This window comes from Eubacterium ventriosum (assembly GCF_025150745.1).
Taxonomy (GTDB): Bacteria; Bacillota; Clostridia; order Lachnospirales; family Lachnospiraceae; genus Eubacterium_G; species Eubacterium_G ventriosum.
Genome location: NZ_CP102282.1, coordinates 2,305,286 through 2,324,495, shown reverse-complemented (window position 1 = coordinate 2,324,495; position 19,210 = coordinate 2,305,286). Strand labels below are relative to the sequence as shown.

General features: G+C 34.2%; 18 protein-coding genes and 1 riboswitch. Of the genes, 16 read left to right on the top strand and 2 right to left on the bottom strand.

All coding sequences use genetic code 11. From position 1 onward, the window contains the following. Positions 1-127 precede the first annotated feature (127 nt). From NQ558_RS10425 to NQ558_RS10400, 6 genes are all read left to right on the top strand, one after another. Positions 128-1,855, top strand: a complete 1,728-nt coding sequence (locus NQ558_RS10425; RefSeq protein WP_084812540.1) for an acetyl-CoA carboxylase carboxyltransferase subunit alpha — start codon at positions 128-130, stop codon at positions 1,853-1,855. Between the two features lie 26 nt (positions 1,856-1,881). Next, positions 1,882-2,946 carry an NAD(P)H-dependent flavin oxidoreductase gene (locus NQ558_RS10420; protein WP_005360570.1) on the top strand — a complete coding sequence of 355 codons (1,065 nt, stop codon included), beginning with the start codon at positions 1,882-1,884 and terminating at the stop codon, positions 2,944-2,946. 159 nt (positions 2,947-3,105) lie between these two features. Continuing rightward, positions 3,106-3,561 carry a MarR family winged helix-turn-helix transcriptional regulator gene (locus tag NQ558_RS10415; RefSeq protein WP_005360572.1) on the top strand — a complete coding sequence of 152 codons (456 nt, stop codon included), beginning with the start codon at positions 3,106-3,108 and terminating at the stop codon, positions 3,559-3,561. A gap of 223 nt (positions 3,562-3,784) precedes the next feature. Further along, complete coding sequence (locus NQ558_RS10410) at positions 3,785-5,152, top strand: MATE family efflux transporter (RefSeq protein WP_005360577.1); 1,368 nt, start codon at positions 3,785-3,787, stop codon at positions 5,150-5,152. Positions 5,153-5,413: 261 nt separating this feature from the next. Further along, positions 5,414-6,037: an NUDIX hydrolase N-terminal domain-containing protein gene (locus NQ558_RS10405; RefSeq protein ID WP_242652112.1), complete on the top strand. Its 624-nt coding sequence runs from the start codon at positions 5,414-5,416 to the stop codon at positions 6,035-6,037. 20 nt (positions 6,038-6,057) lie between these two features. Beyond that, positions 6,058-6,384, top strand: coding sequence for a putative signal transducing protein (locus NQ558_RS10400; RefSeq protein WP_005360581.1), 327 nt, complete (start codon positions 6,058-6,060; stop codon positions 6,382-6,384). 245 nt (positions 6,385-6,629) lie between these two features. On the opposite strand, the gene NQ558_RS10395 is transcribed toward NQ558_RS10400, so the two are convergent. Further along, positions 6,630-8,012 (bottom strand): alanine/glycine:cation symporter family protein, encoded by a 1,383-nt coding sequence (locus tag NQ558_RS10395; RefSeq protein WP_005360587.1) that lies wholly within the window; start codon positions 8,010-8,012, stop codon positions 6,630-6,632. Positions 8,013-8,201: 189 nt separating this feature from the next. On the opposite strand from NQ558_RS10395, the gene NQ558_RS10390 reads away from it, so the two are divergent. The 5 genes from NQ558_RS10390 to NQ558_RS10370 all read left to right on the top strand — a co-directional run bounded on the left by NQ558_RS10390 (position 8,202) and on the right by NQ558_RS10370 (position 12,063). Beyond that, entirely contained in the window at positions 8,202-8,399 is a 198-nt protein-coding gene (locus NQ558_RS10390; RefSeq protein WP_084812541.1) for an ATP-binding protein, read from the top strand. Positions 8,400-8,661: 262 nt separating this feature from the next. Beyond that, a riboswitch (glycine riboswitch) is annotated at positions 8,662-8,828 on the top strand. Next, on the top strand, positions 8,826-10,265 hold the full coding sequence (locus NQ558_RS10385; protein ID WP_412098422.1) for an alanine/glycine:cation symporter family protein: 1,440 nt from the start codon (positions 8,826-8,828) through the stop codon (positions 10,263-10,265). Its footprint overlaps the riboswitch before it by 3 nt. A gap of 941 nt (positions 10,266-11,206) precedes the next feature. Beyond that, a complete protein-coding gene (locus tag NQ558_RS10380; protein WP_005360594.1) occupies positions 11,207-11,410 on the top strand; it encodes a hypothetical protein in 204 nt (67 codons plus the stop codon). A 72-nt stretch (positions 11,411-11,482) separates the two neighbouring features. Continuing rightward, positions 11,483-11,848, top strand: a complete 366-nt coding sequence (locus tag NQ558_RS10375) for a VOC family protein (protein WP_005360596.1) — start codon at positions 11,483-11,485, stop codon at positions 11,846-11,848. 50 nt (positions 11,849-11,898) lie between these two features. Continuing rightward, positions 11,899-12,063, top strand: coding sequence for a hypothetical protein (locus NQ558_RS10370; protein WP_005360599.1), 165 nt, complete (start codon positions 11,899-11,901; stop codon positions 12,061-12,063). A gap of 191 nt (positions 12,064-12,254) precedes the next feature. On the opposite strand, the gene NQ558_RS10365 is transcribed toward NQ558_RS10370, so the two are convergent. After that, on the bottom strand, positions 12,255-13,562 hold the full coding sequence (locus NQ558_RS10365; RefSeq protein ID WP_040446367.1) for an IS30 family transposase: 1,308 nt from the start codon (positions 13,560-13,562) through the stop codon (positions 12,255-12,257). Between the two features lie 479 nt (positions 13,563-14,041). Between NQ558_RS10365 and NQ558_RS10360 the strand changes: the two genes are divergently transcribed. From NQ558_RS10360 to NQ558_RS10340, 5 genes are all read left to right on the top strand, one after another. Next, on the top strand, positions 14,042-14,617 hold the full coding sequence (locus tag NQ558_RS10360; RefSeq protein WP_005360613.1) for a hypothetical protein: 576 nt from the start codon (positions 14,042-14,044) through the stop codon (positions 14,615-14,617). A gap of 78 nt (positions 14,618-14,695) precedes the next feature. Continuing rightward, positions 14,696-15,934 carry a helix-turn-helix domain-containing protein gene (locus NQ558_RS10355; RefSeq protein WP_050750951.1) on the top strand — a complete coding sequence of 413 codons (1,239 nt, stop codon included), beginning with the start codon at positions 14,696-14,698 and terminating at the stop codon, positions 15,932-15,934. 192 nt (positions 15,935-16,126) lie between these two features. Next, positions 16,127-17,911: an InlB B-repeat-containing protein gene (locus tag NQ558_RS10350; RefSeq protein WP_005360619.1), complete on the top strand. Its 1,785-nt coding sequence runs from the start codon at positions 16,127-16,129 to the stop codon at positions 17,909-17,911. Between the two features lie 131 nt (positions 17,912-18,042). Beyond that, the gene (locus NQ558_RS10345; RefSeq protein WP_005360621.1) at positions 18,043-18,372 is read left to right on the top strand and encodes a helix-turn-helix domain-containing protein; all 330 of its coding nucleotides are present in this window, start codon (positions 18,043-18,045) and stop codon (positions 18,370-18,372) included. A 92-nt stretch (positions 18,373-18,464) separates the two neighbouring features. Continuing rightward, a complete protein-coding gene (locus NQ558_RS10340) occupies positions 18,465-19,124 on the top strand; it encodes a hypothetical protein (protein ID WP_005360623.1) in 660 nt (219 codons plus the stop codon). Positions 19,125-19,210: the final 86 nt, after the last annotated feature.

The window sequence follows — 19,210 nt, the reverse complement described above, 5'->3', positions numbered from 1 at the left end:
TTGAGCCGAAGGCGAGTTTAAGTTTTCACTGTACAATAGGCGGCGGAGCAAAATAAGAAATTCAACGTGTTTGCGTCAGAAAAATTCTTCCGCGAGAAGGGATAAAAAGTAGCAGATGGAGAGGTTTATGAAATTTAAAAAGTTATTTGATAGAAAAAATAAAGATTACGTTACAATTAAGGTCAACACTTCCAATGTGCCAGACGGTCTTCTCAGAAAGTGCAAGAAGTGTAGCTCTATTGTTTTGGCTGAAGATGTGAAGAATAATAATTATATTTGTCCTAAGTGTGGCGGTTATTTCAGGGTTCATGCTTACAGGAGAATTGAGATGGTTGTGGATAAGGATAGTTTTGAGCCTATGTTTGAAGGACTTAATACAAGAAATCCATTGAAGATGAAAGGCTATGAAGCAAAAGTTCAGGCGTTAAGGGATAAGACTGGGCTTGATGAGGCTGTTACAACAGGAAGAGCCACAATTGGTGGCAATTCGGTGGCTATTGCCGTTTGTGACGGGCGTTTCCTTATGGCAAGTATGGGTGAAGTTGTAGGGGAGAAGATTGCAAAAACTGTGGAGTATGCAACAAAAGAAAATATTCCGGTTATTATTTTTGCCTGCTCAGGTGGAGCAAGAATGCAGGAGGGAATGGTTTCTCTTATGCAGATGGCAAAGACTTCAGCAGCGTTGAAAAGACATAGTGAATCAGGAAATTTATATATTTCAGTTTTGACTGATCCAACTACAGGAGGCGTTACTGCAAGCTTTGCAATGCTTGGTGATATTATTTTGGCGGAGCCTAAAGCGTTAATCGGTTTCGCGGGACCAAGGGTAATTGAGCAGACTATTGGGCAGAAATTGCCTAAAGGTTTTCAAAGGTCAGAGTTTCTTTTGGAACATGGTTTTATTGATGGGATAGTGGAGCGAAAAAAATTAAGAAATAGGTTAATAACAATTCTTACTTTGCATAAAAAAGATGATAAGTCTTACACAGATAATTTTAACATAAAAAAAGAAAAATCAACAATGGCTCAGAAGAAAAGAGAATCGATTAAAATGATTACTGAGTCAGTTAAAAAGTCAGCTTGGGATAGGGTTTTGGCGTCAAGAATGAATGATAGACCTATTGCCAGCGACTATATAGATTTGCTTTTTGATGATTTTGTAGAATTTCATGGAGACAGATATTTTAAGGATGATCAGGCAATAATCGGTGGCATTGCATCTTTTCATGGAATGCCGGTTACGGTAATTGCACAGGAAAAAGGTCATAACACAAAAGAGAATCTTGAACATAATTTTGGAATGCCATCACCTGACGGATATAGAAAGGCTTTACGATTGATGAAACAGGCAGAGAAATTTAACCGACCGGTAATTTGTTTTGTGGACACACCGGGAGCATTCTGTGGCTTGGAAGCAGAGGAGCGCGGTCAGGGAGAGGCAATTGCAAGAAATCTTTTTGAAATGTCATCACTTAGAACACCGATTCTTTCAATAGTAATTGGAGAAGGTGGAAGTGGCGGTGCGTTGGCTTTGGCTGTTGCAGATGAAGTATGGATGATGGAAAATGCAGTTTATTCAATTTTGTCTCCGGAAGGTTATGCCAGTATTCTCTGGAAGGACAGCAAGAGGGCTAAGGAAGCCGCAGGAGCAATGAAAATGACTGCAAAAGATTTAAAAGAAATGGGAATAGTTAAGAAGGTTTTCTTTGAACCTGAAAAATATACAACGGATACGTTACCTAAAATTACGGAAAAAATGGATAAAGAAATTGTGAAATTCCTTGCTGAAAAAACAAAAATTACTAAGGAACAATTAGTAGATGAAAGATACAACTTTTTTAGCAATGGATATTAGAAAGCAGTTTAAATAAGGAGTTATGGATGAATTATAAACCTTTACAGATTGGAGATTTAATAGCAGAAAGGCCTATAGTACAAGGTGGAATGGGGGTAGGAATCAGCCTTGGAAATCTTGCAGGAGCCGTGGCAAAAGAAGGTGGAGTGGGAATTATTTCTTCTGCACAAATCGGATTTAAGGAAGAGGATTTTGAAAATAATCCAAGACTTGCCAACAAAAAAGCAATAAAGAAAGAATATGAAAAAGCAAGACGAATTTCACCAAATGGAATTATAGGATTTAATATAATGGTTGCCCTGAAAGATTACAGGGAGCATGTTATTGAAGCTGCAAAAGCAGGGGCAGATATTATAGTGTCAGGGGCAGGTCTTCCAACAGAACTTCCGGAATATCTTAAAGGTTTTAAAACAAAGATGGCTCCAATTGTTTCAAGTGTAAAGTCGGCAAAAGTTATTTTAAAATATTGGGACAGAAGACATAACGCAACAGCAGATATGATTATAATTGAGGGACCAAAAGCCGGAGGGCATTTAGGTTTTTCAGTGGAAGAACTTGAAAGTGAACTTGATTATGACAATGAAATTAAAGGAATAATAGATGTTGTAAAAGAATATGAAAAAAAATACAACAAAGACATTCCTGTAGTTGTTGCCGGTGGAATAAGTGACAAAAATAAGGTAAAACATGCTTTTGACTTGGGGGCACAAGGAGTTCAGGTAGCAACAAGATTTGTGCCAACTAAAGAATGTGATGCAGATGAAAATTACAAAAAAGAATATATCAAGGCCAAAAAAGAAGATATAGTAATAGTAAAAAGTCCTGTTGGAATGCCAGGCCGAGCCATAAAAAATAAATTTATGGAAAAAGTAATAAATGGTGAAAAATTTACACCAAAGAAATGTTTAGGTTGCCTTGCAAGATGTAATCCTAAAGAAATTCCTTATTGCATAACAGAAAGATTAATATATGCAGCAAAGGGAAAAACAGATGAGGCGTTACTTTTTTGCGGAGCAGATGCGTACAAAGTTAATAAAATTACAACTGTAAAGAAGGTATTTAAAGAACTGCTGGAAGAAAAAGAAGTTTAAATTGATTTATTTTTGTATACCGAATTATTTTAATGAAATTATTTTGAAAGTTTTATTTGGAAGTTTGCATTTTGAATTGTTTTATTTTAAATTCTTATTTGAAAATAGGCTTAAATAATGTTAGTATTAAAAGTAGATGCAAAACCGTAGATAAATTTAATGGAGAGATTGATGACAACATTTGAAAAAATTAATGATGTATTAGTGCATTTATTCCAGGAAATATGGGAACTGGAAGAAAAGGCGATTATAACTGAAGAATTTAAAGATATAACAAACAATGATATGCATATTATTGAGGCCGTAGGACTTGGCGAAGGCAATAATATGACAACAATTGCCAAGAAGATGAAGATAACTGTGGGCTCGCTTACAACTTCTATGAACAGTCTTGTAAAGAAGCACTATGTTGAGCGAAACAGAAGCGAGGAAGACAGAAGAATTGTTAATATAACTTTAACAGAAAAAGGTATAAAGGCTTATAAACATCATGAAGAGTTTCATGAGAAAATGTCACAGGCAGCTATTAGTGAAATGAGCGAAGATGAAGTAAAGGTACTTCTAAAAAGCCTGAATAATCTGTCAAAGTTCTTTCATTCATATGATAATGAATAAAAAATTCGTTTGACTTTTTTGAAAATGACAAATATAATAAACTACTGAACGAGTAGCGAACTAGCGTAAATCCAGTTTTTGCTACTCGTTTTTTCTTTTATGGAAAATCCATTGGAATTATAGAAATTATATAAAGTCACTAAAAAAGTGTGTAGCTTATCAGCGTAAGTCCAACTTATAAGATAAGTGCACACTTTTTTGCAGTTAGGAGGGTTAAATTAAAATGGCAGAAAGTAACAAGATGAGGAAAATGCCGGTAAATAAGTTAATGGTTCAGATGGGGTTACCAATGATTTTGTCAATGGCATTGCAGGCAGTTTACAATATTGTGGACAGTGCTTTTGTAGGAAATATGAAGACAGGAAGTGAGGCGGCACTTAATGCACTTACGCTGGTTTTTCCGGTTCAGATGCTTATGGTTGCAGTTGGTATTGGTACAGGTGTTGGAACTAACGCACTTCTTGCAAGAACTTTGGGACAGGGAAATAATAAAAAAGCCGCAAAAGTTGCAGGAAACAGTTTATTTCTTGGAGCAATTATTTATGCAGTATGTTTGCTGTTTGGAATTTTTGGGGTGAAAATATATATTTCATCACAGACAGTTGATTCACAAGTTATTTCAATGGGGACAAGTTATCTTAGAATATGTTGTGTTATTTCTTTTGGAATTATTTTCTTTTCATTATTTGAAAAGTTATTGCAGGCAACAGGTCGTTCACTTTATTCTACAATAGGTCAGGTTGTGGGAGCAGTGGTAAATATTATTTTAGATCCAATTATGATTTATGGTATTGGACCTGTTCCTGAAATGGGCGTAGAGGGAGCTGCTTATGCAACTGTAATAGGTCAGATTTCATCAGCACTGTTATTGTTTGTTTTTCATATAAAGTTAAATAAAGAATTTGAGCATGAATTTAAATATATGAAGCCTGAAGGCAGAATAATTAAGGAAATATATTCAATTGGACTGCCGGCAATTATTGCACAGGCACTTATGTCGATAATGGTTTATGTAATGAACCTGATTTTGAAATTTAGTCCGTCAGCCCAGACAGCATATGGACTTTTCTACAAAGTGCAGCAGTTTGTACTATTCCTTGCATTTGGACTTAGAGATGCTATAACACCTATAATAGCTTTTGCTTATGGAATGGGTAGCAAAAAGAGAATCAAAGATGGCATCAAATATGGTCTTGCATACACAATGGCGTTAATGATTCTAGGAATTGCTATTACAGAAGTATTTCCGGGAGCTTTTGCAACATTATTTAATGCAGGAGAGTCAAGAGAATATTTTATCTGGGCAATGAGAATTATTTCTATTAGCTTTATTTTCGCAGGAATAAATGTGGCATATCAGGGAATTTATCAGGCACTGGACGGAGGAATTGAGTCACTTATAATTTCATTAATAAGGCAGCTAGTACTTATATTGCCATTGGCAGGAATTTTCTCAATATTTGTAAGAAATGGCCAGATGGGAGTATCATTAATATGGTGGGCATTTCCAATAACAGAGATTGTGGCGTGTCTGGTAGGATATGTGTTCTTAAAGAGAATAATAAAGGATAGAGTGGAAAGTTTGAGTTAGAGATAGCAGTATTAATAGTGATGTGAGAAAAAATAAGCAAAAACAGTAAGGTTTTTAAATTGATTTGCGTTCCGGGATATGTGTTATACATTTTGGTATGTGTTTATGGAATAAATGACGCCAGAGATTTTTTGAGCGGATTTTGGCAGTGATTGCTGCAATATTAGCAGGAATTACGACACTTGTAATGGGATTGATTAAGTAAAAAAAATATGTTATTGTATTTTACAAAACAAGGAAAATAATTTAAATCTGGAGGTGATAACAATAAACGATAAATGGATTGATTTTGCAATTCGTCTTCAAAGCATAGCGCAGGCAGGATTGCAATATGGAAAAGATAAATATGATAAGGAGCGTTATGAGGAAATAAGGAGTATTGCGGCTGAAATGATTTCAGTTAAAACGGACATTTCGGTAGAAAGAGTTTATGACTTGTTTTGCAATGAAACAGGGTATCAAACACCTAAGGTTGATACGAGAGCAGCAGTATTCATTGACGGAAAGATTCTTCTTGTTCACGAAAATAATGGCACATGGTCTTTGCCGGGAGGTTGGTGTGATGTTAACCAGTCGGTGGCTTCTAATACGGAGAAGGAAGTTAGAGAAGAGTCAGGATTAACTGTAAAATCAGAAAAAATCATTGCAGTTCAGGATTGGCGAAAACATAACGTGACAAATTATGCTTATGGTGTAATCAAGATTTTTGTTCAGTGTAAATATGAATTCGGTGAGTTTGAGAAAAACATAGAAACAACGGAGATAGGATTTTTTGGGAAAGATGAAATACCTGAAAATCTTGCTGTGGAAAAATGTACAAGAGAGCAGTTGTTGATGTGTTTTGAAGCATATGGAAATCCTGAAATGCCAACAATATTTGAATAACAGAATGAGGGGAAAAACATATGAAAGAAGTATACGCAACAAACAACGAAGTTGAGATTCAGATGCTTGTAGGTCTTTTGGAAAGTCAGGGGATTTTTGCACAGGTACATGCAGATGGAGCAGGTGGATATCTTAGAGTCCAAGGTGCAGATTTTAATATTTTCAAACGAGTTGTAGTTAGAGATGAAGATTGGAGCAGAGCACTAAGCATAGCGAAAGAGAATGGCTTCGAAAAGAAGAAAAACACAACAAAGATAGATAGAACCTATGTATGGGCAGCAAGAATTACACTTGTTATATTTTTAGTGATAATATTGTCAGGCATTTTTTATGGAATGATGCAGTGATAAAAAGTCGGCGAGAAGCCGACTTTTTATTATGTGGATGGGAGATACTTTTTGTGTGGCAACATTATATAGGGCATTTAAAAGAGTTAATATGGGTGAAGAGTAAAAACGTCGTGGGTATCCGTAAATTAAGAGAATGTGCCACAACAATAAGAAAATGTATAAAATGTTGTGGTGTTAACTGAACAAATAAACAACCCCAGGACATCGCCCGGGGTTGTTCAACCAAATAAAATCTTAAATCCTTAAAATTCAGTATATTCTTTTATAAGTTTAACTACTGTACCTGACAATAAGAACAAGGCAATCAAGTTTGGAATTGCCATAAGTCCGTTAAATGTGTCAGCTATGTTCCAAATAAGTCCCAGGTCTACTGTTGCACCAAGAATGGCAACCAATGAGTAAACAACCATAAAAGGTTTGATGACCTTAGATGAGAAAAGAAATTCAATACATCTTGCACCATACAATCCCCAACCGATAATTGTTGAAAATGCGAAACAGCACATTGCAACAGCAGTGAAGAGTGAAACCCAGTTACCATAAGTTGAAGTAAATCCCTGAATTGTAAGTTCTGCTCCGCCGGCTTTACCGAAATCAATGTTAACGCCACTGCAAAGAATAACAAGGGCAGTTAAAGTACAAATAACAATAGTATCTGCAAAAACTTCAAAGATTCCAAAGAATCCCTGCTTTACAGGTTTTCTTGTGTCGGCACATGCATGAGCAATTGAACCTGTACCAAGACCAGCTTCATTAGAAAAGATACCTCGTGAAACACCTTTTTTCATACAAATAAAGATGCTGCCAACAACTCCACCTGTAACAGATGAAGGTTTAAAAGCTCCTTCAAAAATAGAAGCAAAAACAGTAGGAACATGTCTGTAATTTAAAATAATTACGCCGATGGCAAGAATTACATAAAACAAAGCCATAAAAGGAACAAGCTTTTCGGCAACCTTACCGATTCTTTTAATACCACCTAATAAAACAAGTCCAACAAGAACAGTAATTGCAATACCCATAATTAAATTAAGTGTTGAAACACCATTTTTTGAAATAACATTATAATTTAAAAGAGCAGAATCAATGGCGGTAGTAATAGTGTTAACCTGTGTGGCATTACCTGTACCGAAAACAGTTAAAACACCAAAAGCTGAAAACAAAACAGCAAGGAACTGCCAATTTTTGCCAAGCCCGTTTTTGATGTAATACATAGGACCACCAACATAGTCGCCTTCTGCATTTTTTTCACGAAAATGAACAGCAAGAGTAACTTCTGTAAACTTAGTACACATACCAAGAAGCGCTGAAATCCACATCCAGAAAACAGCACCCGGACCACCAATGGCAATAGCACCTGCAACACCTGCAATATTACCCGTACCTACAGTTGCCGCAAGAGCGGTACAAACAGCCTGAAATGGTGTAATGGAACCATCACTTGCTTCCTTCTTTTTAAACATACGCCCAATTGTAGTTTTGATGGCATATGGAAATTTTCTGATTTGTAAAAAGTTAGTTCTTATACTTAAATATAAACCAACGCCAATAATACAAATCATTGCCGGAACACCCCAAATAAAGTTGTTGACGGCAGAGTTGATTTTTTCAATTGTTTCTAACATATTAACCTCTCTAAAATGCGTGTCGGATTTTGTAAACGCAAATACTTTAATATGATAGCAGAAAAAAGTAATCGACGCAATTAATTGGAAATAAAAAATCCAAAATAAAACACAAAAAGTTCTCAAAAAACTATGCAAACTTTAAAGTTCATTTAAGCTTCGCTAAGTATACTGCCATTGTAAACAAAAATAAGTTATGAAAAACGGAAAGGAAACAACAATGTGTTGTTTGAAAGATTTTACAGAACTGATAAATCAAGAAATTCACAAACAGGTGGAACAGGAATTGGTCTTTCAATAGCCAAGGGAATAGTCCAAAACCACAAGGGCAAGATTAATGCTTTCAGTGATGATGGAAAGAGCTTAAGAATTACAGTAGAATTTTAATGTGAAGGAGTGCTTAAAAATTTAAATTATAAACTATAAAAATAATAAAAACGTTAAAAATTTACAAAATCAACTTTAAAAAATTAAGTTTAAGTATTAAATAGCAGTCAAAATAGCAATGTAATGTTGTAAAACTTTAATATGCTAAAGAATTGCTAAAAATATATTGCATAATTTTCCATATGGTCTTACAATAATAGTTGCGTTGTCAAAAAAAGTAGAATAGACAACCACTGGAGAGGTCTGATGACACAAACGTTTCAGAATTTATTTTGGAGAGATTCTTTAGATTAGATAGGGGAGTTAAAGAAGTGCAGGAAATAAGATTTTGAATATGGCAGTGTTAACTCAGGCGCCGAAGGTGTAAGGTGATATTTAAATTTTTAGAAGCATCACTAATCTCTCAGGCAAAAGGACAGGAGGAATATTATGAGCGATTTTACAGATTTTTTAGTTAAGGTAGATGATTTAGTTTGGGGAATCCCACTTATTGTGTTGATTCTTGCAGCAGGCATCTACCTTACTTTTCGGTTAAGACTATTACAGATAGTGCATTTGCCTAAGGCACTTAAGTATATGTTTAAGAACGAAGAAGACGGACATGGGGAAGTTAGTAGTTTTGGAGCACTATGTACAGCATTATCAGCAACAATCGGTACAGGTAACATTGTAGGTGTAGCAACAGCCATCGGATGTACAGCACTTGGTACTGCAGTAGGTGGACCGGGAGCGTTATTTTGGATGTGGGTAGCAGCATTCTTTGGAATGGCTACTAAGTATGCAGAAGGATTTTTGGCAGTTCGTTACAGAACTATTGATGAGGAAGGTCATGTTCTTGGTGGACCGTTCTATTACATAGAAAATGGTATGGGACATAAGTGGAAATGGCTTGCAAAAGTTTTTTCGTTTTTTGGAGCTTGTGTAGGTTTATTTGGTATCGGAACATTTACACAGGTTAACGGAATCGCATCAGCAGTTCAGTCTTTTTTTGATCCTAACAAAGAAGATACAGTTAGTATTTTAGGAACTGATTATTCAATAGCCATAGTTATTACAGCTTTTGCATTAGCTATTTGTGTAGGTTTAGTTGTCATTGGTGGTATTAAGAGAATATCAAGTGTTTCTCAGGTTATAGTACCATTTATGGCTATATTATATATCGTTACAGTATTAGTTTTGATTGTAACTAATATTGAAAAACTTCCGGGAGCATTAGCAACAATTGTTGAATATGCTTTTGGTGTTAAAGCAGTGGCAGGTGGTGTATTGTCTTCAATAGCAATATCAATGCAGAAAGGTATTGCAAGAGGTATTTTCTCTAACGAAGCCGGACTTGGTTCAGCACCTATTGCAGCTGCAGCAGCAAAAACAAAAGAACCTGTTCGTCAGGGACTTGTAACAATGACAGGTACATTTATTGATACAATCATTGTTTGTACATTAACAGGTCTTTCAATTGTAATGATGGACTCATATAAAGTGGTAGGACTTGAAGGAGTTCAGGTAACAACACATGCATTCCAGAATGGTTTAAGTTTCTTACCTGCCGAAGTTTCATCATTTATCTTAATGGTATGTTTGGTATTCTTCGCATTCACAACAATCCTTGGTTGGGATTACTATGGTGAAAGATGTTTGGAATACTTATCAAACAAGAGCAAAACAGCAGTTCAGGTATACAGATGGTTATACATCTTAGCAGTATTTATCGGACCATATATGACTGTAAAGGCAGTATGGACAATTGCCGATATCTTTAACGGATTAATGGCAATACCAAATATTATTGCATTATTTACATTAAGTGGTGTAGTTGCAAAAGAAACAAAAGAACACTTTGAAAAAAAGAAACAGGAAAGTAAATAGGGAAATTACAAATAATGAAACTTAAAATATAATTACATAGGGAGTTACGGAATAAATAAAACTGTTGTGTTAGTGAGAGATTAATGCAACAGTTTTTTTGTGATAAGTTATAAAGCTTGTTCTGGCTAATCTGACGCAGAATTACCCCATAAGATTGAAGAATTGTTTGTTATGGAGCAGATTATAAGATTGAATCTATTGAAATTAAATGATAATTACCCCATGGAACTAAAGAATTGTTTGTTATGAGGCAGATTATAAGTTTGAGTTTATTCTCAAATTAAAACTAGAAGAAATCTGTACCATATACGCGAAAAATTTCATATATGGTACAGATAGAGAGCTTGTCCAGCTCAGAGCAGAAGAAATATGTACCATATAAGAAGAAAATTTCGTATATGGTACATATGAAAGCTTGTTCCAGCTCGGGGAAGAACAAATCTGTACCATACAAGAGAAAAAATTTGCATATGGTACATATGAAAGTTTGTTCCAGCTCGGGGAAGAACAAATCTGTACCATACAAGAGAAAAAATTCGCATATGGTACAAATGAGAGCTTGTTCCAGCTCGGGGAAGAACAAATCTGTACCATACAAGAGAAAAAATTTGCACATGGTACAAATGAAAGTTTGTTCCGACTCAGAGTAGAAGAAATTTGTACCATATAAGTAGAAAAATTCGCATATGGTACAGATAGAGAGCTTGTCCAGCTCAGGGAAGAACAAATCTGTACCATACAAGTGAAAAACATCATATATGGTACAGATTTCAAAAATTTTCAAACTTTCATTTCAAAATGACAAATAATGTCATTTTCTCCTGATATATTGGAATTACAAGATAACGCAGGAATTAACCAAATCCCGCAGATGCTAAGAAGTTGTCTTGTATTGAATCATTGAAATTTTATAGAAAGCAGTATTATTAGGAGGATTTGATATGTTTAAATTTATTGAAAATGCAGTAGCAGACCACAGAATTAGAAAGATTGAAAGTGAATTAGAAAGAGATAATGCAACAATGGGCGATATTTATGAGCTTAACACAGCTATGAAGTTGACAAAGGAAGGTATGAATGTAGGCGAGGCAATTGATATGGCAGCAGAAATGCGAGCAAATGCAGAGTGTATTGAAGCAGAATAGAATAATTCATATTTTAAACACCGGACAGATTTGCTATAATGAAAGTAGATTTAGTGAGAGGAATATAAAAAAATGAAACTTAGAAATGTACTTATTGTGGTTTCTGATATAGAAGAATCTATTAATTTTTATAGAGATTTGTTTGGACTTCAAGTTGTACTTAACAATGATGGAAACGTAATAATGACAGAAGGTTTGGTACTTCAGGACAAGAATATTTGGAAAGATTTTCTTGAGAAAGATGTTGTTCCACAAAATAATATGACTGAGTTGTATTTTGAAGAAAAGAACATTGAGGATTTTGTTGAAAAGCTTAATAATAGCAGATATGAAATTCAGTATGTGAATGAATTGATGGAACATAGTTGGGGACAGAAAATGGTTAGGTTTTACGATTTAGATGGAAACCTGATTGAAGTTGGCACTCCAATTAATTAGAAAAGCACAAAATAGAAAATTAATATTCAAATAGCATAAAATAATAATTTATGAAGAAAAACAAGTCAATCTTTAAATGTTGGAAATTAGTCTGGCATATAAAGATTGGTTTTTTTATTGGAGTACAAAATCAAAAAAACGAGAAAAATGTTGAAAAAACTCAAAAAATTGCGAGATTAGCTTTAAATGAAAAAGCAACTGCACGAACATATTGACACCAAATTTTTTAAACCTTAAATGGGGTGAAAATTGAGCTTTAAATGGTGTATAATAATAAAAAAGTTATTGTTTTGCTATATTTTCGTGCATAGTTAATAAGCGGCATAACATTAGTTTTGAAAAAATAACTGCAACCCCGCTTCTTTAAAAGATATGGGAGTCTTTGTTTGATCAATTAAAATGTTAATTAACGCTTAAGTAGCTTTGGACTCAAAGTAACTTCATCGGGTGGAATAGGTGAAAGTTGTAGCAAAGACAATAACTTTTTTCCGTCTTTGGAGTCCATTAAATCAAAAGGTGTTTTGTTATCTAAATTTTCACGAAGAACACTGTTTATATGACAACAGATTAACGTTACGTCAGCAACAGTGAGGGGTGAAAAACTAACACCTTTAGGAAGTATTCTTCGTATTAAACGATGGTTGTTTTCGACCTGTGGTTTTTGCCACGAAGCTTGAGGATCACAAAAGAATACACGAGTTCTGGAAAGCCCTGTTCTTGTGTGTTCAAGTGCTTGAGGATTTTTGAATTCAACGCCGTTATCGGTCAAGATAACAGGAAATAATCTCTTGAATAGAGAGACTCCAAGAATCTCAGTTAAGGAATCAAAAATCTGAATTACACTATCCTGAGTTCCATCGTTCATTAGAAAGATAAGCATAAAACTTGTCCTTCTAAAAATCATAGTAAGAAATACTTTTCCCTTATTACGACCACCCTTTACAGTATCCATTTCTACAACAGGTAGATCTGGGTTTGCTTCCATGAAGGATTTGAAATCTTCATAGGTGCGACCTTGTCTATATTGGTATTCAAGCTTGGTAAGAACCTTTTTAGGCCTACGTTGCCTGTAAACAACCTTTTTAGGAAGGTCAATATTACGAACCTTAAAAACACCCTGGTCAATGTAATTATAGAGAGTTCTCTCTGATATACCCAATTCATCTAAGTGCGTAGCACAAATGTGATTTAGAGATTGACCTTTAGCAATAAGAGGTTCAATTATATCAGCAATTGCTCTTAATTCAGATGGAGTTTTTCTGACACCGGAATGAGCATTGCGAATGCTTTTGTGATGAGCAGCATCAGCTCTGTGAGCTGTATAGTAAGCCTTGTTACGTTTACATTGTTTAAGCATAGAACAATTAGTGCAGACATAAGGAGGTTTATCTAAAAGAGGACATTGAGAAGATTCATAAGAAGCGCAAATATTTGTGCATATACGATCTTCAGGACATCGCTTACAACGATATCCATAACATCCATGTACTCCAACATCATCGCAGATAGAATTCTTTAGGCAAGAGTTTTTGTGAGTACAATCATTCTCGCCAGGGAGAGGAATTCTATCAACAAAGCATCGATATTTAATTACTTCTCTAGAAATGGTAGAAGCTGAACGTTCAAGATTTCTACCAATAGAGGCAAAAGAGTAGTCTTTACTAATCATACGTTCAATAATTATTCGTTCAGATAAGGATAATTGTTTTGGCATAAAAGCCTCCTTTCTGATCAAACAAAGACTACTTAAAATATACACTTTTGCAAAGGTAACTGCTAGTTTGCAAAAGTAGTAGCATGGAAAAACTAGCAGTTTAAATTGCAATTAAATTTTGCGAGATTAGCGTTGCAAGGGGTGTTTTTGGGACAGCTAAAAAAGTAGAATTTACTTATCAACAACAAGTACACCTTTAATTGAAAAACTTAACGCAACAAAATCATTGTGATTTCTGAAAAGTTGTTGCAATAACTTTTGCAGAAGAAAATGCGAGCCGCTATTTTTGCATACAAACAATTAAGCTCTTTTCAACAGTTTTATTAGGATTATATCACATAAAATATCAGAAAAACCGAAAATACATTATATAATGTATTGGAAAAAACTTCGATTTTGCGATGAGTTTTTCAATCAAGTATTGAATAATTACTAAATGATGAGTAGTTAAATTTGGATAATTATAGGAGGAAAAGATCATGAACAATAATTCATTGAAACCATTTATAAAATTTATGGCAATTGTTTTGGGAGGCTTATTTTTAATAATGTTTATTTACGAAGTTAACAGTGAGCAGAAAAGAAGCTGTGCTGCACCGGGATGTAAGGATCAGCCAATTTATGGTAGCGACTATTGTTATCATCATAGGGTTAATGATGAAAATTATGAAGTTGAATCAGACAGTCAGGAGAGCAAGACTACTGCTTTAGAAGAGGCAACTACAGATAGTTATTACGAAGTGGATTCTAATAGTTCAAATAGCAGTTATGATAATAGTTCATCAGACGATAGCAACAGTTATTCAGGTAGTTACTCAAACAGCAGTTCATCAAGTGGTACATATAGTAATAGTTCATCAAGCAGTTCATATAAGAGCAATTCTTCTGGTAGTTCTTCAAAGAAGAAATATAGCAATCCATACAAGTCTTATGACGATGGATATGAAGATGTTTATATGGATGATGATTATGACGATGACAGATATAATAGTGATTCAGATTATGCAGATGGAGTAGATGATGCGTTGGATGACTATGATGATGGGGATTGGTAGAAAGTTGGACAGATGTTTTGCAAATTTGCAACGGTGTTTTAGATGTGTTATATTTTAGAAATAAAGGAGATGTTTGGAATGGACTCAAATAAAACACCGTCAGAAATTATTGCAGAATTATGTGTAGAAGCAGGTATTTCAAAAAGTGAATTGGCAAGAAGGCTGGAAATTACACCATCACAAATCACACGAATATTAAACGGAGATACCAAGACTATAAGTAGCGACATACTTATTAAGTTAACAAAGTTGTTTGGAGTTTCTGCAGATTATTTGCTGGGGATTACAGATAAAAAAGAAATAATAAAAGAAAAGCATACAACACGAGTACCAATGTTACTTATGAGTTCGGCATTTCCACTAGGAAGGTGCATAGAATTTATAGAAAGTATAGATGATGTTCCACAGAAAGAAATGGCATATGCTGAATACTATTATTTTAGTGGAAGGCACGAAAAAGCAGTTGAATATGCTGAAATGTATTTAAATTGCGAAGATATAATGCTTAAATTGTCAGCAAGCCTGATATATACATTTGCCAATCTTTCTCTTGATAGAATACATTCGGCAAGATTTGGACTTGAAAGGTTAAAGGAATATCTTAAAGAAGCAATGCTAGAAGAAACAGATAAGAAAACAAGAGCCTGTTGTGTATTTGTAGCAACAGCAGCACATACGTTGTTACATATTCCTGTTGGAGATTTACCACCTTTAGCTGAATATTTATCAGAATTTACTAAGGGAATGCAGTTGTGGGGAGCCTATGTTTTGGCACACAAAGCATATTTGGTTAAAGATTATCAGCGTTCTTTAGGAATAGTACAGACCTGTCTTATGACTTGTAGCAAGGTATATCCAATAGCTATGATTTATTTAAATCTTGTTGTTGCAATGGATTTAATGAACCTTAAAGAAACGGATAAAGCTAAGGTATACTTTATGAAAGTATGGGAGATTTCAAGGCCGGATAATCTAATAGAAGGTATAGGTGAACATCATGGGCTTTTGCAGGGATTAATAGAAACTTGCATGAAGAAAGATTATCCTGAAGATTATGCAAGGATAATTAATATTACATACAAGTTTAGTGCAGGATGGCGCCGAATACATAATCCTGATACTAATGAGGATGTGGCTGATAATCTGACAACAACTGAATTTACTATTGCAATGCTTGCTAACAGAGGTTGGACAAATAAAGAAATTTCAGAATATTTGGAAATCACTCCAAGAACAGTTAAGCAACATCTGACCTGTGTATTTAACAAATTAAATATAGAAAATCGCAAGCAGTTAAAGAATTTTATGCTTAGATAAAAAATACAATAGGCTTAATATCGAATAGAGAATAATGGATGTGTCTCAGTGGAAATGTCCATTTTTCTTTTAAAAAGTACGATGTGTAAAAACTAAAAAAATATTATAATTTAGACAACTTATAATGTTAAAGACAAGACCTTATGGAATAGTACAAAAGCTTTGAAAATTAAAAGACTAGGAGGATGGACTATGGGAAGAAATTATTTTTTGAAAATTATGTTTTTGTTAGTGTTAAGTATATTAACAATACCATTTATGACACAGGAGGCGAAGGCTTTTACAATCACGGATGACGGAGAATACGCTGTGGTATTAAAAACGGGAGAAGGGGAAATTGACGGAACTTATGGAAAGGTTATAAAATTTAATTTTGATGAGAACGAAAAATCCATAAAAGTATCTGATATAACAAAAGGCATTATTCCATATAATGGGGAAACTGCTTTTGCAGGTTGGACAATGACAAGGAATGACACCATAGATAAAATAGTTACAGAACTTAAGATTGATGATTTTATTTCTCAGGGTGAAATGAATGGTGTATCATACAAGAATGGATGCAGTTTATATGCCAGATTCTCTGATAAGAGTTTAGATGAAACAGAAAACTACTATTTGAAAATAGATGGTTTTGGTGGAAAAGTTAATGGACAATATTCGATTTTACTTGTAATAAACAAAGATGAATTTAAAACAATCGATTTAAGCAAGTACGTTGCACAAAGAGAAGGATGCACATTTTGTGGTTGGGATTACCATGGGAAGGTTGTAATGTCAATAGATAAATCGTATTTTAGTAAAACTTCTAATGTGGTTATTTCTGCCGTGTATAAAAGTAATATTTTCTACGGAGTAGATGCGAATGGATGTTTAAATGATCCAAATCTTCCAGAGGATATGAGACCATTTTCATATGTACTTACATTAGATGCCAATGGCGGAACAATTGAAGGACAGAAATCACAGAAGTATGATTATCTTGGTGGAGCAGATAGTGGAACAGAAATGAAAATATTCCAATACGTTCCTGAAAGAAGAGGATACATTTTTAAAGGATGGAATGCTAAGAAAGATGGTTCAGGAGAATCCTTAAAATATATGTATTGGGGCTCATGGCGAAACAGTAACGATGAAAGTTCACAGTTTGACAAAGATGGTTTAAGTGAAGATGGAAATGTATTTACAAATATTACATTGTATGCAACTTGGGAGAAAGATCCGAACTATTCAGAAACTAGGGAAATTACGTCTACAAGCGGTATAAATGGAAGTGTGACATTTTTAGAGTGGGTTGATGATATTAATTATAGTTTGCAAATAAAAGAATTGGATGTACCGGAGAGTCTTTCAAAGGAAAATGTAAAATATCTGGTTGATATATTTTTCTTAAACGACAAGCAGGAAATAGTAGAAGTCAATGGCTTCAAAATTAAAGTTAAATTCAAAATGCCTGATAACCTGAAAGATTATGATACATATAAAATTGTATTTACAAGGAATGGGAAAATCATTGAACAGTTAGATGCAACTGTTGAAGATGGATATATAATTTTTGAAACAACACATTTAAGCAATTATGGTATTGTTGCAACTAAAAAGCAGGTCGAAATAACAACCAGCAATAATGATAATAAAGGTAGTAATACAAACACTACAGTTAACAACAATATCAATACTAAATTAAGTGTTAAGAAAGTTACATTCAAACAGGTTACACGTACAAAGAATAATAAGAAAATCAAACTTAAATTTAAGAAAATTGCCGGTGCAAAAGGATATGAGATAAAATATTCAACTTCAAAGAAGTTTGGCAAAAAGGTAACAAAAACGGTTAAGACTAAAAACACTACAAAAATGCTTAGCAAGCTAAAAAAGAAAACCTATTACATAAAGGTTAGAGCGTACAAAGTGGTTGCGGGAAAGACTTATAATAGTAAGTGGAGTAGTGTGAAGAAGGTTAGGACTAGAAAGTAACGTTTTTTATTGAAAATGAATTAATGTTGAAGATTGGATGTGAATTGGAAATATTATGGCTTGTTTATTAAATATAAGAAGTGTATAATTCAAAGGCTAGCACTCTTAAAGTTACAATGTAGTTTTTTGAAATGAAAGAGGTAATAATGTTTCCAATAATTGACAAACGAAAAACAGGAATTAACATCCGCAGAATCATGGATATGCGTGGCTTGACAGTGAAGGATGTGCAGGAATATCTTGAACTTGGAAGTGTGCAGAGTATATATCATTGGATTAATGGTATCAGCATGCCAACAATAGATAATTTGTATGCACTTAGTGATTTGTTTCACGTACCAATAGATTTGCTTGTTTGTGGAAATAGAAAGCCACTTACACTGTGTGATAATGCACATAATGAAATCAATGAGCGAGTATATGAATATTATGAAAGAATAAAGAATGGACGTGCAGCATAATAATAAAAATTATTATACTACAAGTTCAATGACAGAGTAGAAAACCTCCGTTAGAATTATTGTATAGACAATGATTTCGAAGGAGGTTTTTTATGAGCGAAAAAATGTTAGTAACACAGGCTTTGGACGAAAGGGATTTATTAGTAAAGAAGATAAACGATAAAATAGAAAAAGCCAGCTTCATAGACACAATTAAACCTAATGAAGATAAAGTTTTTGAAAAGAGAGTTAAAAAAGAAGACTATGTTAAAGAGGCAACAGCAGCATATCAGCAGATAACTGATCTTATAGAAAGGTTTCAGACAATTGATGCAGCTATTGTTGATTCCAATGCAAAAACAGAAATATCTACATCTTATGGCAAATTTACCGTAGCCGGAGCAATTTCACTTAGAAGCAGACTACGCGGTGGTGGCGCATATGATGGAGAAGCAGACTTTGAGCGAAGAATCCAGTATAAGCTCCAGAGCGAATATGATGAAAGAGTTAGCTTTTGTGATATTAAAAACACACAATTACAGGATACGGCTGAAAGTATGCGTTTGAGTATTTTAGGCAAAGACAACAAGGTTAAAGATGACAAGCCATTAGCAGTTGTTGATACATATGTGAAAGAGAATACTACTGAGCTTGTTGATCCCTTAGATGTGAAAAAGAAGATAGAGGCTTTACAGGAAAGAAGAAATTCACTTTTAACTGAACTTGATACTCAAATAAAGGTTTCCAATGCAACAACTTTTATAGAAATATAATAAGTTATTATATTTGCCTGCATTACGAAAACCTTGCACCTGGCTTCCCTGTAACAGGGTTACGTTACATATACAGTTATGTTCAA